Source organism: Bordetella parapertussis (genome assembly GCF_020735925.1).
Classification (GTDB): Bacteria; Pseudomonadota; Gammaproteobacteria; order Burkholderiales; family Burkholderiaceae_B; genus Bordetella; species Bordetella pertussis.
In genome coordinates this window covers 4,315,443-4,331,353 of the sequence record NZ_CP085971.1, presented here as the reverse complement: position 1 = coordinate 4,331,353, position 15,911 = coordinate 4,315,443, and the positions used below count along the sequence as shown (strand labels likewise).

Here is a 15,911-nt window from a genome sequence, read left to right as displayed (position 1 = left end):
CAATCGCAGCAGCGTCAAGCAAAAGGCCGCTGATATGCATCAGCGGCCTTTTTTTGGCTGTCGGGCCACGCCCCTCGCGGGGCGCGCCTTCCAGTCAGTACGGCATCACTCGGCCGAGTCGTCCGACGGCGTATCGGCGGCCGGAGCCTCCGGTTCGCCGCCGACCGTAACCGGCGCATCCTCGAACGGGTTGGCCAGCTGCCGGGCGGCTTCGCGCTCGGCGGCTTCCAGCGCTTCCTTGTCCTTGCGGGCAATGTGATACGCCAGGCCAGTACCAGCCGGGATGAGACGGCCGACGATCACGTTTTCCTTCAGCCCGCGCAGGTCGTCGCGCTTGCCCATGATCGCCGCTTCGGTCAGCACGCGGGTCGTTTCCTGGAACGACGCCGCCGAGATGAACGAATCGGTCGACAGCGAGGCCTTGGTAATACCCAGCAGCACGTTGTCGTACGAAGCCGGACGCTTGTCCTCGGCGACCACGCGATCGTTCTCGTTGAGCAGTTCCGAACGCTCGACCTGCTCGCCCGGGATGAACTCGGTGTCACCCGGATCGACGATGTTCACGCGGCGCAGCATCTGGCGGACGATCACTTCAATGTGCTTGTCGTTGATCTTCACGCCCTGCAGACGGTAGACGTCCTGCACTTCGTCGACGATGTAGGTCGCCAGCTTCTCGATGCCCTGCAGGCGCAGGATGTCGTGCGGATCGGCCGGGCCGTCGACGATCATTTCGCCCTTGTTCACCACCTGGCCGTCGTGCACCAGAACCTGCTTTTCCTTCAGGATCAGGAACTCGTGGCTGACGCCTTCCAGGTCGGTGATGACCAGGCGCTGCTTGCCCTTGGTGTCCTTGCCGAACGATACCGTACCCGTGACTTCGGCCAGCATGCCGGCATCCTTGGGCGAACGGGCTTCGAACAGCTCGGCCACGCGCGGCAGACCGCCGGTGATGTCGCGGGTCTTCTGCGATTCCTGCGGAATACGCGCCAGGACCTCGCCCACGGCAACCTGCTGGCCGTCGCGCACGGTGATCAGCGCACCCACCGGGAACGAGATGTTCACCGAGTGATCGGTGCCGGCGATCTTGACGTCTTCACCGTTCTCGTTGACCAGCTTGATCTGCGGACGCATGACGATCTTGCCGCCGCGCGTCTTGGGCGTGATCACGACCAGCGTCGACAGGCCGGTGACTTCGTCGACCTGCTTGGCAACGGTAACGCCTTCTTCGATGTTCTCGAAGCGCACCGCGCCGCTGTACTCGGACACGATCGGACGGGTCAGCGGATCCCAGCTGGCCAGACGGGTGCCGGCCTTGACCGCTTCGCCGTCGCCAACCAGGACGGTGGCGCCATAAGGGATCTTGTGGCGCTCGCGCTCGCGGCCGTTGTCGTCGAAGATGGCCAGTTCGCCGGAACGCGAAATCGCCACACGCTCGCCCTTGGCGTTGGTGACATAGCGCATCGTGCTGGCGAAGCCGACCGTGCCGTTGGACTTGGTTTCCACGGCGCTGGCCAGGGCCGAACGCGAGGCGGCGCCACCGATGTGGAACGTCCGCATGGTGAGCTGCGTGCCCGGTTCGCCGATCGATTGCGCGGCGATGACGCCGACGGCCTCGCCCACGTTGACGTGCGAACCGCGGCCCAGATCGCGGCCATAGCAATGCGCGCACAGGCCGTGACGCGTTTCGCACGTCAGCGGCGTGCGGACCTTGACTTCGTCCACGCCCAGGCGGTCGATCAGGTCGACCAGGTCTTCGTCGAGCAGGGTGCCAGCCGCGATGGCCGTTTCCTGCGTGTCGGGGTTGACGACGTCGATCGCGGCCACGCGGCCGAGAATACGGTCGCGCAGCGGTTCGATGACTTCACCGCCCTCGACCAGGGCCTTCATCGCGTAGCCATGGCTGGTGCCGCAATCGTCTTCGGTGATCACCAGATCCTGGGTCACGTCGACCAGGCGGCGCGTCAGGTAGCCCGAGTTCGCGGTCTTCAGCGCGGTATCGGCCAAGCCCTTGCGCGCGCCGTGCGTCGAGATGAAGTACTGCAGTACGTTCAGGCCTTCGCGGAAGTTGGCGGTAATCGGGGTCTCGATGATCGAGCCGTCCGGCTTGGCCATCAGGCCGCGCATGCCGGCCAGCTGGCGAATCTGGGCGGCCGAACCACGGGCGCCCGAGTCGGCCATCATGTAGATCGAGTTGAACGATTCCTGGCGCACTTCCTCGCCATGACGGTTGACGACCGGCTCGGTGGCCAGTTGCTCCATCATCGCCTTGCCGACCTTGTCGCCGGCCTTGCCCCAGATATCGACCACGTTGTTGTAGCGCTCTTGCGAGGTCACCAGACCCGACGAGTATTGCTTGTCGATTTCCTTGACCTCGCGGCTGGCCTCGGCCAGGATGCCTTCCTTGGCCTTCGGGATCAGCATGTCTTCCATGGCGATCGAGATGCCGCCGCGCGTGGCCAGGCGGAAGCCCGACTGCATCAGCTTGTCGGCAAAAATCACCGTGTCGCGCAGGCCGCAACGGCGGAACGACTGGTTGATCAGGCGCGAGATCTCTTTCTTCTTCAGGGCCTTGTTCAGCACCGTGAAGGGCAGGCCCTTGGGCAGGATCTCGGACAGCAGCGCACGGCCGACCGTCGTTTCATGGCGGTGCTTGACCGGCTGCCACTCGCCCTGCTCGTCGCGCTCGTACTCGGTCAGGCGTACGGTGATGCGGGTCTGCAGTTCGACTTCGCCGTTGTCATAGGCGCGCTGCACTTCCGACACGTCGGCAAAGAAAATGCCTTCGCCCTTGCCGTTGATGCGTTCGCGGGTCGTGTAGTACAGGCCCAGCACGATATCCTGCGACGGCACGATGGACGGCTCGCCGTTAGCCGGGAACAATACGTTGTTCGAGGCCAGCATCAGCGTACGCGCTTCGAGCTGCGCTTCGAGCGACAGCGGCACGTGCACGGCCATCTGGTCGCCGTCGAAGTCGGCGTTGAAGGCGGCGCAGACCAGCGGGTGCAGCTGGATGGCCTTGCCTTCGATCAGCACCGGCTCGAACGCCTGGATGCCCAGGCGGTGCAGCGTCGGCGCACGGTTGAGCATGACCGGGTGCTCGCGGATCACCTCTTCGAGGATGTCCCACACCACCGGTTCCTGGCTCTCGACCAGCTTCTTGGCAGCCTTGATGGTCGTGGCCAGGCCCATCATCTCCAGGCGATTGAAGATGAACGGCTTGAACAGCTCGAGCGCCATCAGCTTGGGCAGGCCGCACTGGTGCAGCTTGAGCTGCGGGCCCACCACGATGACCGAACGGCCCGAGTAGTCGACGCGCTTGCCCAGCAGGTTCTGGCGGAAACGACCGCTCTTGCCCTTGATCATGTCGGCCAGCGACTTGAGCTGGCGCTTGTTGGCGCCGGTCATGGCCTTGCCGCGGCGGCCGTTGTCGAGCAGCGAGTCGACGGCTTCCTGCAGCATGCGCTTTTCGTTGCGCAGAATGATCTCGGGCGCCTTCAGTTCGAGCAGGCGCTTGAGGCGGTTGTTGCGGTTGATGACGCGGCGGTACAGGTCGTTCAGGTCGGAGGTCGCGAAGCGGCCGCCGTCCAGCGGCACCAGCGGACGCAGGTCCGGCGGCAGCACGGGCAGCACTTCCATGACCATCCATTCGGCCTTGATGCCGGACTTCTGGAAGCCTTCCAGCACCTTCAGGCGCTTGGAGATCTTCTTGATCTTGGCTTCCGAGCTGGTGGCCTTGAGCTCGCCGCGCAGCGTCTCGACTTCGCGATCGATGTCGATGGTGCGCAGCAGTTCGCGCACGGCCTCGGCGCCCATCAGGGCACGGAAGTCGTCGCCGTACTCTTCGGTCTTGGCCAGGAAGTCGTCATCGGACATAATCTGGCCGCGCTTGAGCGGCGTCATGCCGGGCTCGATCACGCACCAGGCTTCGAAGTACAGCACGCGCTCGATGTCGCGCAGCGTCATGTCGAGCACCATGCCCAGGCGCGACGGCAGGCTCTTGAGGAACCAGATGTGCGCAACCGGGCTGGCCAGTTCGATATGGCCCATGCGCTCGCGGCGCACCTTGGCGACGGTGACTTCCACGCCGCACTTTTCGCAGATCACGCCACGATGCTTCAGGCGCTTGTACTTGCCACACAAGCATTCGTAGTCCTTGATGGGACCGAAGATCTTGGCGCAGAACAGGCCGTCACGCTCGGGCTTGAACGTACGGTAGTTGATCGTCTCGGGCTTGCGAACTTCGCCGAAAGACCACGAACGGATCTTCTCGGGTGAGGCGATGCCGATCTTGATGGCATCGAACTGCTCGTCTTGCGAGACTTGCTTGAAGAGGTCGAGTAGCGCTTTCATCAGTTACGCTCCAAATCCATGTCCAGGGCCAGCGAGCGAATTTCCTTGACCAGCACGTTGAACGATTCCGGCATGCCGGCATCGATGACGTGGTCGCCCTTGACGATGTTTTCGTAAACCTTCGTGCGGCCGGTGATGTCGTCGGACTTCACCGTCAGCATTTCCTGCAGGGTGTAGGAGGCACCGTAGGCTTCCAGCGCCCACACTTCCATTTCCCCGAAACGCTGGCCGCCGAACTGCGCCTTGCCGCCCAACGGCTGCTGGGTAACCAGCGAGTACGGGCCGGTGGAACGCGCGTGCATCTTGTCGTCCACCAAGTGGTGCAGTTTCAGGTAGTGCATGTAGCCGATCGTGACCGGACGCTCGAACTGCTCGCCGGTACGGCCGTCATACAGCCATGCCTGCGAACGCGACGCCGTCAGGCGCATGCGCGCGGCGACGTCGTCGGGATAGGCCAGTTCCAGCATCTTGCCGATTTCTTCTTCGGTCGCACCGTCGAACACCGGCGTGGCAAACGGCACACCCTTCTTCAGGTTGTTGGCCAGTTCCAGCACTTCCTCGTCGGTCAGGCTGTCGATATGCGCGCTGCTGCCCGTGGTGTTGTACACCTTCTCCAGGTAGCCGCGTACGCTCTTGGCCTGCGCCGTGCGCTCGTCGCGCAGCATGTCGGCGATGCGGTAGCCCACGCCCTTGGCGGCCCAGCCCAGATGGACTTCCAGCACCTGGCCGACGTTCATCCGCGAGGGCACGCCCAGCGGGTTCAGAACGATGTCGGCGGGAGTGCCGTCGGCCATGTGGGGCATGTCCTCGACTGGCGTAATGCGCGAAACCACGCCCTTGTTGCCGTGACGGCCGGCCATCTTGTCGCCCGGCTGCAGGCGGCGCTTGACGGCCAGGTAGACCTTGATCATCTTCAGCACGCCCGGCGGCAGTTCGTCGCCCTGCGTCAGCTTCTTGCGCTTCTCTTCGAAGGCCAGGTCGAACTGGTGGCGCTTCTGCTCGAGCGATTCCTTGGCCTGCTCCAGCACGACAGCGTGCTGTTCGTCGGCCAGGCGGATGTCGAACCACTGCCAGCGATCCAGGTCGGCCAGGTAGGCCTTGGTCAAGGTGGCGCCCTTGGCCAGCTTGCGCGGGCCGCCATTGACGGCCTTGCCGACCAGCATCTTCTCGATACGGTCGAACTGGTCGTTTTCGACGATGCGCAGCTGGTCGTTGAGGTCCTGGCGATAACGGCGCAGTTCATCGTCGATGATGGACTGGGCGCGCTTGTCGCGCACGATGCCTTCGCGCGTGAACACCTGGACGTCGATCACCGTGCCGGTCATGCCCGAGGACACGCGCAGCGAGGTGTCCTTAACGTCGGACGCCTTTTCGCCGAAGATGGCGCGCAGCAGCTTTTCTTCCGGCGTGAGCTGGGTTTCGCCCTTCGGCGTTACCTTGCCCACCAGCACGTCGTCGGCGCTGACTTCCGCGCCAATGTAGACGATGCCGGAGTCATCCAGGCGGTTGAGCTGCGTTTCAGCCAGGTTGCTGATGTCGCGCGTGATTTCCTCGGGTCCCAGCTTCGTATCGCGAGCGACCACGGTCAGCTCTTCGATGTGGATCGAGGTGTAGCGATCGTCGGCCACGACGCGTTCGGAGATCAGGATCGAGTCTTCGAAGTTGTAGCCGTTCCAGGGCATGAACGCGATCAGCATGTTCTGGCCCAGCGCGAGTTCACCGAGGTCGGTGGACGCGCCGTCGGCCAGCACGTCACCCTTGGCGACCTTGTCGCCGCGGGCCACGATGGGACGCTGGTTGATGTTCGTGTTCTGGTTGGAACGCGTGTACTTGATCAGGTTGTAGATGTCCACGCCCACTTCGCCAGCGACGTTCTCTTCGTCGTTGACGCGGATCACGACGCGGTCGGCGTCGACGTGGTCAACCACGCCGCCACGCAGCGCCTGCACGGTCGTGCCCGAGTCGACCGCAACGGTGCGCTCGACGCCGGTGCCGACCAGCGGCTTTTCCGGACGCAGGCAAGGCACGGCCTGGCGCTGCATGTTGGCGCCCATCAGTGCACGGTTGGCGTCGTCGTGCTCGAGGAACGGGATCAGCGACGCCGCGACCGACACGATCTGCGACGGCGCCACGTCCATGTAGTGCACGTTGCCCGGCGCGGTCAGCATGGTTTCGCCCGCTTCGCGGCAAGCCACCAGGTCGTCGACGAAACGGCCTTCGTCATCGAGCGCGGCGTTGGCCTGCGCGATCACGTAGTGGCTTTCCTCGATGGCCGACAGGTAGTCGATCTGGTCGCTGACCTTGCCGTCGATGATCTTGCGATACGGGGTTTCCAGGAAGCCGTACTCGTTCAGGCGCGCGTACAGCGCCATCGAGTTGATCAGGCCGATGTTCGGGCCTTCCGGCGTTTCGATCGGGCAGACGCGGCCGTAGTGGGTCGGGTGCACGTCGCGCACTTCAAAGCCGGCGCGTTCGCGCGTCAGGCCGCCCGGGCCCAGTGCGGAAACGCGACGCTTGTGCGTGATTTCCGACAGCGGGTTGGTCTGGTCCATGAACTGCGACAGCTGGCTCGAACCGAAGAACTCCTTGATGGCGGCCGAGATCGGCTTGGAGTTGATCAGGTCGTGCGGCATCAGGTTTTCGGTCTCGGCCTGGCCCAGACGCTCCTTGACGGCGCGCTCGACACGCACCAGGCCAGCGCGGAACTGGTTCTCGGCCAGTTCGCCGACACAACGCACGCGGCGGTTGCCCAGGTGATCGATGTCATCGATCTGGCCACGGCCGTTGCGCAGCTCGACCAGCACCTTGATGGTTTCGAGGATGTCCTCGTTGGTCAGCGTCATCGGACCGGTGCTGTCGTCGCCGCGACCCAGGCGGCTGTTGACCTTCATGCGGCCCACGCGCGACAGGTCGTACGTCTCTTCGCTGTAGAACAGACGCTGGAACAGCGCTTCCACCGCTTCTTCGGCGGGCGGTTCGCCAGGACGCATCATGCGGTAGATCGCCACGCGCGCGGCCATCTGGTCGGCGGTTTCGTCGGCGCGCAGCGTCTGCGAAATGTAGGGACCGCGATCCAGGTCGTTGGTGTACAGCGTCTGGATGTCGCGCACGTTGGCGGCGCGCATCGCGTTGAGCACGCTTTCGGTGATCTCGTCGTTGGCATGCGCCACGACTTCGCCGGTGTCGGGATCGACGATGTTCTTGGCCAGCACGCGGCCGTACAGGAAATCCTCGGGCACCGACACGCGCTGGATGCCGCCGGCAGCCAGGTCGCGCAGGTGCTTGGCGTTGATACGCTTGTCCTTCTCGACGATCACCTTGCCGTCGCGGTCGGCGATGTCAAAGCGCGCCATCTCGCCCTTCCAGCGTTCGGCGACGAATTCCATCATGCCGCCTTCGCTCTTGAGTTCGAAGTTGTCGAAATCGAAGAAGTGCGCGAGGATCGATTCGGGCGTCATGCCGATGGCCTTCAGCAGGATCGTCACCGGCATCTTGCGGCGACGGTCCACGCGGAAGAACAGCACGTCCTTGGGATCGAATTCGAAGTCCAGCCACGAGCCGCGGTAGGGAATCACGCGGGCCGAAAACAGCAGCTTGCCCGAGCTGTGCGTCTTGCCGCGGTCGTGCTCGAAGAACACGCCCGGCGAACGATGCAGCTGCGAGACGATGACGCGCTCGGTGCCGTTGATGACGAACGAGCCGGTGCCGGTCATGAGCGGAATTTCGCCCATGTAGACTTCCTGCTCCTTGACTTCCTTGATGGTCGGCTTGCTGACTTCGCGGTCCAGCAGCACCAGGCGCACCTTGGCGCGCAGCGGCGACGCATAGGTCAGGCCGCGCTGCTGACATTCCTTGACATCAAACACCGGCTCGCCCAGCGCATAGCTGACGAACTCCAAGCGCGCCATTCCGTTATGGCTGACAATCGGAAAAATCGACGAGAACGCCGCCTGCAGACCTTCATTGACGCGATCCGAGGTCGCGGTGTCGGCTTGCAGGAAAGTTAGGTAGGATTGAAGCTGTGTCGCCAACAGGAAGGGAACGTTTTGAACGTCCTCACGTTTGGCAAAGCTTTTGCGGATGCGCTTTTTTTCGGTGTACGAGTAAGGCATGAGCACTCCGACTCGAGGTTGCATGGACCGTAAACCACGGCCCCAGGTGATACGACTCCAGGAAACCCTGCTGAACTCGACCCATCAGTAGGGGTTTCCTGGAAACGCAAAAACCCGGGGACGGCTAAGAGCGCTGTCCCCGGGCGTCGACGCGAGGTCTTACTTGACTTCGACCTTGGCGCCAGCTTCTTCCAGCTTCTTCTTGGCGGCTTCGGCGTCAGCCTTGGGCAACGCTTCCTTGACGGGCTTCGGAGCGCCGTCAACCAGGTCCTTGGCTTCCTTCAGACCCAGACCGGTCAGCTCGCGCACGGCCTTGATGACGCTGACCTTGTTCGCGCCGGCTTCCAGCAGCACAACGGTGAACTCGGTCTGCTCTTCAGCAGCAGCGGCGCCAGCGCCACCAGCGGCCGGGGCGGCCACGGCCACGGCGGCGGCAGCAGCCGACACGCCAAACTTTTCTTCCATTTCCTTGATCAGCTCGGACAGCTCGAGCACGGACATGCCAGCGATGGCGTCAAGGATTTCAGCTTTGCTAAGTGCCATTTTGTTTAGAACTCCAAAATTGGGTAATGCCAGGGTTGGGTGTCGCTTTGTCGTTCAGCGAATTCCGGACGCGGAGCCTGATCAGGCCGCCGCTTTCTGATCGCGCACGGCAGCGAGGCCGCGGGCGAACTTGGTCGGAACTTCGTTGAGCGTACGCACGAATTGCGCGATCGGGGCTTGCATGGTGCCCAGCAGTTTCGAGAGCAACTCCTCGCGGGAGGGCATCGTGGCCAGGGCCTTGACGCCATCCTGGGTCAGCAGGCTGTTGGGCAGCGAGCCCGCCTTGATGACCAGCTTGTCGTTGCTTTTTGCGAAACCAGCGAGAACCTTGGCCGCGGCGACCGGATCAGCGCTGATACCATAGATCAGCGGACCGGTGAGTTGCTCGGACAGCGGCTCGAAAGCCGTGCCAGCAACCGCACGACGGACCAGCGTGTTCTTCAGAACACGCAGGTAAACGCCCGATTCACGCGCAGTTTTGCGCAGTACGGTGACAGAGGCGACGTCCAGACCACGGTACTCGGCGATAACAATCGATTGCGCCTTGGCCACTTGTGCCGAGACTTCCTCGATTACCACCGCTTTCTCTTGGCGATTGAGACTCACGGTTTGAACACTCCATCAAAAGACGCTTGGGGCGCTAGCCTTGCGCGTCAACCGAATGCGGCGCCTGGTTGAGTTCTTCGGGTAAAGAAATCTTCCTGGGGACGCCGTCTACGCTGGATCCGAACTGAACCAGCTTCGGGATTAAGCATTCGCCAAACAACCGGCTAGCGCTCCAGCGGTCTTTGACAGCTGCATCCGGACAAGTCCGGATGCGGCCCAAAGTTCTATGTGCCAGCGGCCTGTTAGTTGGCCGACAGCGAAGCAATTTCCACGCGAGCACCGCCGCCCATCGTGGACGAAACGGCCAGCTTGCGCAGGTAAATACCCTTGGCAGCGGCGGGACGAGCCTTTTGCAGGGCGTCGACCAGGGCGGCCAGGTTGTTTTGCAGTTGTTCCACGCCGAACGAGGCGCGGCCGATGGTGGCGTGAATGATGCCAGCCTTGTCGGTACGGTATTGGATCTGACCGGCCTTGGCGTTCTTCACGGCGGTGGCCACGTCGGGCGTCACGGTACCGACCTTGGGGTTCGGCATCAGGCCACGGGGACCCAGCACCTGGCCCAGGGCACCCACGACACGCATCGTGTCGGGCGAGGCGATGACCACGTCGAAGTCCATCTGGCCAGCCTTGATCTGCTCGGCCAGGTCGTCCAGGCCGACGATGTCGGCGCCGGCGGCACGGGCGGCGTCAGCCTTTTCGCCTTGGGCGAACACGGCAACGCGAACCGTCTTGCCGGTACCGGCGGGCAGCACGACCGAACCACGGACCAGTTGGTCCGACTTCTTGGGGTCGATGCCCAGCTGGACGGCCACATCGATGGATTCATCGAACTTGGCGGTGGCGGTTTCCTTGACCAGATTCAGGGCTTCGCCGACCGGGTACAGCTTGGTACGGTCGATTTTCTGCGCAATGGCGGCGGCGCGCTTGGACAATTTAGCCATGATTAAACCCCCTCAACCGTGATGCCCATGCTGCGGGCGCTGCCAGCGATCGTACGGACGGCGGCGTCCAGATCGGCCGCGGTCAGGTCGGGCTGCTTGGTCTTGGCGATTTCTTCAGCCTGGGCGCGCGTCAGCGTGCCGACCTTGTCGGTATGCGGCTTGGCCGAACCCTTTTGCACGCCGGACGCCTTCTTGATGAGGACCGTCGCGGGCGGGGTCTTCATGATGAAGGTGAAGCTCTTGTCCGCGAAGGCGGTGATCACCACCGGAATCGGCAGACCGGGCTCCATGCCCTGGGTCTTGGCGTTGAACGCCTTGCAGAATTCCATGATGTTCAGGCCGCGCTGACCCAGCGCCGGGCCAATCGGGGGGGAGGGGTTTGCCTTACCAGCCGGCACTTGCAGCTTGATAAAGCCGACGATCTTCTTCGCCATGCTTTGCTCCTTGCGGGTTATAGCGCCCTGCGGCTATGCGCAGAGCTCCCCGGGGTTTGAAAATCAGGTCTTTTCGACCTGGCTGAAATCGAGTTCGACGGGCGTCGCGCGACCAAAAATGGTGACCGACACACGCACCTTGCTCTTTTCGTAGTTGACTTCTTCGACGTTGCCGTTGAAGTCAGCAAGCGGACCTTCCTTGACGCGCACCATCTCGCCCACTTCGAACAGAATCTTGGGCCGGGGCTTTTCGACACCCTCTTCCATCTGGTTGAGGATTTTCTCGACTTCCCGTTCGGAAATCGGCGTCGGACGGTTGCCCAAACCACCCAGGAAACCAGTGACACGATTGGTGTTCTTCACCAAATGCCACGTTTCGTCGGTCAGATCCATTTCGACCAGGACATAACCGGGGAAAATGCGGCGTTCGGTGATCGACTTCTGTCCGCCCTTGACCTCGACGACTTCTTCGGAGGGAACAAGAATGCGGCCAAAAGACGTCTGCAGCTCCGCGCGCTCGATGCGCTCGTTCAGAGCCTTTTGTACGCTTTTCTCCATGCCGGAATACACATGGACGACATACCAACGTTTACTCATGCGCCGTCCTTATTTCCAGCCCAGCAACAGGCCGTAGAGAACCCACTCGATGCCTTTATCGAGCACCCACATCAGAAGACCCATCACCGCGACGAAGGCGAAGACGATACCGGTCATCTGGATCGTCTCTTTGCGCGTGGGCCACGAGACTCGCTTGACTTCGTTGTACGACTCGCCGGCAAAGCTGAGGGTACGGCGGCCGGGTTCGCTGAACCACGCAAGCAACGCCGCGACGACCAGGCCGCCGACAAACACGCCGATACGCGCCACCATGGGCTGCGCGTCGAGCATGGAAAACCCAACGATGCCAGCAATAACGACGAGAACCGCCAACCCGAGCTTGATCCGGTCAGCGGTACTGGTAACGGTTTCTATGCTGGTATTAGACATTTTGCGACACGAGCCCGCCGTGAATGCGCAACTCGCGATACTCTCCGGCGGGTGGCAGGGGCAGTAGGAATCGAACCTACAACCTTCGGTTTTGGAGACCGACGCTCTGCCAATTGAGCTATACCCCTAAAACTTTCAAGCTACGCGTGGCACCTTGCGGAACCATACATAGTACTACTTTTCCAGCAAACATGGATAGAGGGCCATCCGGCCCCTCTATCCATGGGAAAACCGCGCCTTACTTGATGATCTTAGCGACGACGCCGGCGCCGACGGTACGACCGCCTTCACGGATGGCGAAACGCAGACCTTCTTCCATGGCGATCGGGGCCAGCAGCTTGACGGTCATCGACACGTTGTCGCCCGGCAGCACCATTTCCTTGTCCGCCGGCAGGTCGATCGTGCCGGTCACGTCCGTCGTGCGGAAGTAGAACTGCGGACGATAGCCGTTGAAGAACGGCGTGTGACGGCCGCCCTCTTCCTTGGACAGAATGTACACCTCGGCCGTGAAGTCCGTGTGCGGGTTGATCGAACCCGGCTTGGCCAGCACCTGGCCACGCTCGACGTCTTCACGCTTGGTGCCGCGCAGCAAGATACCCACGTTGTCGCCCGCCTGGCCCTGGTCCAGCAGCTTGCGGAACATCTCCACGCCCGTGCAGGTCGTCTTCACCGTCGGCTTGATACCCACGATTTCGATTTCCTCGCCAACCTTCACCACGCCGCGCTCGATACGGCCAGTCACCACCGTGCCACGGCCCGAGATCGAGAACACGTCTTCCACCGGCATCAGGAACGCACCGTCGACCGCGCGCTCCGGCGTCGGAATGTACGTGTCCAGCGCTTGCGCCAGCGACAGAATCGCCTGCTCGCCCAGTTCGCCCTTGTCGCCTTCCAGCGCCAGCTTGGCCGAACCCTTCACGATCGGCGTGTCATCGCCCGGGAAATCGTACTTGCTCAGCAGTTCGCGGACTTCCATCTCCACCAGCTCGAGCAGCTCCGCGTCATCAACCATGTCCGCCTTGTTCAGGAACACGATGATGTACGGCACGCCAACCTGGCGCGACAGCAAAATGTGCTCGCGCGTCTGCGGCATCGGGCCGTCTGCGGCCGACACCACCAGGATCGCGCCGTCCATCTGCGCAGCACCCGTGATCATGTTCTTCACGTAGTCAGCGTGACCCGGGCAATCAACGTGCGCGTAGTGACGCGTCTCCGTCTCGTACTCAACGTGCGAGGTGTTGATCGTGATCCCACGCGCCTTCTCTTCCGGCGCCGCGTCAATCTGGTCGTAGCCGCGAGCCTCGCCGCCGAACTTGTTCGACAGCACCGTCGTGATCGCCGCCGTCAACGTCGTTTTGCCGTGGTCAACGTGACCAATCGTACCCACGTTCACGTGCGGCTTGGTACGTTCAAACTTGCCTTTTGCCATGGCTGACTCCTGACCTGGATTGAAGCTTCTGACTTGAAGAAGAACTTAGAATTCGATGGTGCCCATGACGCGGATCGAACGCGTGACCTCTCCCTTACCAAGGGAGTGCTCTACCACTGAGCCACATGGGCAAATCTTGGAGCGGGTGAAGGGAATCGAACCCTCGTCGTAAGCTTGGAAGGCTTCTGCTCTACCATTGAGCTACACCCGCAGGCCACCCTTTCACCTTGCATCTCCTCCATATTCCCGCAGCGGCAAGCCAGGACACCTGGCCTTACGTTGCAAAATCCAGGCCGAACCGCACCTGGATTTCGTCTTGCTGAGCCTGGAACTGGTACGGGCGCGCTGCTCTCGCAAAGCGCCGATCCTGGCGTCATACTGGACCGGAACATGGGTCTCTGGTGGAGGAGGTTGGATTCGAACCAACGTAGGCGCAAGGCCAACAGATTTACAGTCTGCCCCCTTTAACCACTCGGGCACTCCTCCAGCGGAGAATTTGAGATTATGAACACATTCAAATTGAATGTCAAATTAAGGTGTTGAAACGGGATCGGCGGCCCAGCCGCCGACAGGGGCGCCAACGCGCCGCCCGGTTTCAGCGGCTGTCGACCAACGCCTGCAGGCGCGCGGTATCGCGGGTCTGGCACAGGCCCAGGGTAAGCAGCACGCGGGCCTTCTGGGGGCTGAGGTCGCCGGCGGCAATGAAGCCGCAGGCGTCGTCGTCGATCTCGATATTGCGCCCCACCCTGCCCGAGCCGGTGCGCGACGCCCGCACCACCGCAACGCCCCGCGCGCAGGCCCGCTGCAGGGCCTGCAGGGCCGCGTCGGTGGCGTTGCCGTCGCCCACGCCGGCCAGCACGATGCCCTGGGCTCGCCCGGCCATGAAATCGATGAGCTCGCCGTCGAGATCGACACAGGCATGCACGATGTCGACCCGCGGCCAGGCCTGCTGCGGCAGTTCGTCCGGCCTGAGCAGCGCGTCGGCGGCCTGGCGCTCGGCGCGGGCGTGAAACACCGGCCGGCCGCCCTGCATGACGCCGGCCCGGCCTGCATTGGGCGAAGCGAACGCGGCGATGCCAGAGGCGGCCGTTTTCTGCACATGACGGGCCAGATGGATATCCTCGTTCATCACGACCAGCGGCCCGCGGCCGCGTGCGGCCGGATGGCAGGCCAACGCCACCGCGTTGTATAGATTGACCGGCCCGTCGGCGCTCAACGCGGTGGCCGGGCGCATGGCGCCCAGCAGCACCACCGGTTTATCCACAGGCAATACCAGGCTGAGGAAATAAGCGGTCTCTTCCAGCGTATCGGTGCCATGGGTAATGACGATGCCGTCGGTCGCCGGATCGTCGCACAGCGCGGCGGCGCGCAGCGCGAGCTGCCGCCAGACGGCATGGCTCATGTTCTGGCTGCCGACGTTGGCGATCTGCTCGGCGCCGATGCGCGCCAGGCCGGCCAGTTGAGGCACGGCCGCCAGCAACTGCCCGACGCCGTACGAGCCGGCGCGGTAAGCGCCGCTGGCCGCGTCGGTTTGCGCGCCGGCAATGGTGCCGCCGGTCGCCAGGACAGCAATCCGCGGCAGCCGGGCCTCAGGCATCCACTACCCCGGACAGGCCCTGGCGCTCCAGCAGCGAGTTCAGATGTTCCCAGCCATGGAAATCGATCACGATCTGGCCTTTTTCACGCGCCCCGACCTTCAGCGCAACGCGCGTGCCGAGATGATCCGACAGCGCTTCCTCGAGCCGCGTGACATCGCGCGAAGCGCCATTGCCCTTCTTGCGCGGCGCGGCGTCGACATCCTTTTGCGCCCGCGCGACCAGCTTCTCGGCCTCGCGTACCGACAGGCGCTTGGCGATGACCTGGTTGGCCAACTGGATCTGCGTGGCGGCATCGACCGCCAGCAAGGCGCGGGCATGGCCCATGTCGACATCGCCCGCCAGCAGCATGGTCTGCACCGGCGCGGCCAGGTTGAGCAGGCGCAGCAGGTTGCTGGTGGCCGAACGCGAGCGGCCGATGGCCTGGGCGGCCTGCTCGTGCGTCAGGCCGAACTCGTCGAGCAGGCGGCGAACGCCGTGCGCCTCTTCGAGCGGATTGAGGTCTTCGCGCTGGATGTTCTCGATCAGCGCCATGACCGCGGCGTTCTCGTCGGCGACTTCGCGCACCAGCACCGGCACTTCTTTCAGGCCGGCCAGTTGCGCCGCGCGAAAGCGCCGTTCGCCGGCGATGATTTCGTACTGGCCGGGCGCGTCGGCGCCCAGCGCACGCACCAGGATGGGCTGCATGATGCCCTGGGTGCGGATGGACTCGGCCAGTTCGTTGAGCGCGCCTTCGTCCATGCGCGTGCGCGGCTGATATTTGCCGGCGCGCATCTTGGACACAGGCAGGGTCGCCGGCGGTCCCTCCGGCGCGGCCGCGGGGGCCTTGCCGATGTTGTCGATGGCGGGCACGTCCGCGCCCAGCAAGGCATCCAGTCCTCGACCCAAGCCCTTGGGCTTCTTGGTAGCCATAG

At 63.3% G+C, this 15,911-nt stretch carries 11 protein-coding genes and 4 tRNA genes; all 15 read right to left on the bottom strand.

The features are described 5' to 3' along the window. Window positions 1-105 precede the first annotated feature (105 nt). Window positions 106-4,350, bottom strand: coding sequence for a DNA-directed RNA polymerase subunit beta' (gene rpoC, locus LK409_RS20460; RefSeq protein WP_003818292.1), 4,245 nt, complete (start codon window positions 4,348-4,350; stop codon window positions 106-108). Then, window positions 4,350-8,462, bottom strand: a complete 4,113-nt coding sequence (gene rpoB, locus LK409_RS20455; protein ID WP_041937066.1) for a DNA-directed RNA polymerase subunit beta — start codon at window positions 8,460-8,462, stop codon at window positions 4,350-4,352. The genes rpoC and rpoB overlap by 1 nt, the downstream gene beginning before the upstream one ends. Before the next feature lie 159 nt (window positions 8,463-8,621). Then, a complete protein-coding gene (gene rplL, locus LK409_RS20450) occupies window positions 8,622-9,005 on the bottom strand; it encodes a 50S ribosomal protein L7/L12 (protein ID WP_003806889.1) in 384 nt (127 codons plus the stop codon). 81 nt (window positions 9,006-9,086) lie between these two features. Further along, a complete protein-coding gene (rplJ, locus tag LK409_RS20445; RefSeq protein WP_003806888.1) occupies window positions 9,087-9,611 on the bottom strand; it encodes a 50S ribosomal protein L10 in 525 nt (174 codons plus the stop codon). Between the two features lie 242 nt (window positions 9,612-9,853). Beyond that, window positions 9,854-10,552: a 50S ribosomal protein L1 gene (gene rplA / locus LK409_RS20440; protein WP_003806887.1), complete on the bottom strand. Its 699-nt coding sequence runs from the start codon at window positions 10,550-10,552 to the stop codon at window positions 9,854-9,856. A 2-nt stretch (window positions 10,553-10,554) separates the two neighbouring features. Further along, the gene (gene rplK, locus LK409_RS20435) at window positions 10,555-10,986 is read right to left on the bottom strand and encodes a 50S ribosomal protein L11 (RefSeq protein ID WP_003806886.1); all 432 of its coding nucleotides are present in this window, start codon (window positions 10,984-10,986) and stop codon (window positions 10,555-10,557) included. 63 nt (window positions 10,987-11,049) lie between these two features. After that, the gene (nusG, locus tag LK409_RS20430) at window positions 11,050-11,583 is read right to left on the bottom strand and encodes a transcription termination/antitermination protein NusG (protein WP_010927260.1); all 534 of its coding nucleotides are present in this window, start codon (window positions 11,581-11,583) and stop codon (window positions 11,050-11,052) included. A 9-nt stretch (window positions 11,584-11,592) separates the two neighbouring features. Next, complete coding sequence (gene secE / locus LK409_RS20425) at window positions 11,593-11,973, bottom strand: preprotein translocase subunit SecE (RefSeq protein WP_003806884.1); 381 nt, start codon at window positions 11,971-11,973, stop codon at window positions 11,593-11,595. A 52-nt stretch (window positions 11,974-12,025) separates the two neighbouring features. Beyond that, window positions 12,026-12,101: transfer RNA gene (locus tag LK409_RS20420), tRNA-Trp, on the bottom strand. A gap of 110 nt (window positions 12,102-12,211) precedes the next feature. Then, window positions 12,212-13,402, bottom strand: coding sequence for an elongation factor Tu (tuf, locus tag LK409_RS20415; protein ID WP_003806883.1), 1,191 nt, complete (start codon window positions 13,400-13,402; stop codon window positions 12,212-12,214). A gap of 56 nt (window positions 13,403-13,458) precedes the next feature. After that, window positions 13,459-13,533 (bottom strand) — tRNA-Thr (locus tag LK409_RS20410). Between the two features lie 6 nt (window positions 13,534-13,539). Further along, window positions 13,540-13,613: transfer RNA gene (locus LK409_RS20405), tRNA-Gly, on the bottom strand. A gap of 188 nt (window positions 13,614-13,801) precedes the next feature. Next, a tRNA-Tyr gene (locus LK409_RS20400) sits at window positions 13,802-13,888 on the bottom strand. A gap of 109 nt (window positions 13,889-13,997) precedes the next feature. After that, on the bottom strand, window positions 13,998-14,999 hold the full coding sequence (locus LK409_RS20395; protein ID WP_010927259.1) for an asparaginase: 1,002 nt from the start codon (window positions 14,997-14,999) through the stop codon (window positions 13,998-14,000). Then, window positions 14,992-15,909 carry a ParB/RepB/Spo0J family partition protein gene (locus tag LK409_RS20390; RefSeq protein ID WP_003806881.1) on the bottom strand — a complete coding sequence of 306 codons (918 nt, stop codon included), beginning with the start codon at window positions 15,907-15,909 and terminating at the stop codon, window positions 14,992-14,994. The genes LK409_RS20395 and LK409_RS20390 overlap by 8 nt, the downstream gene beginning before the upstream one ends. Window positions 15,910-15,911: the final 2 nt, after the last annotated feature.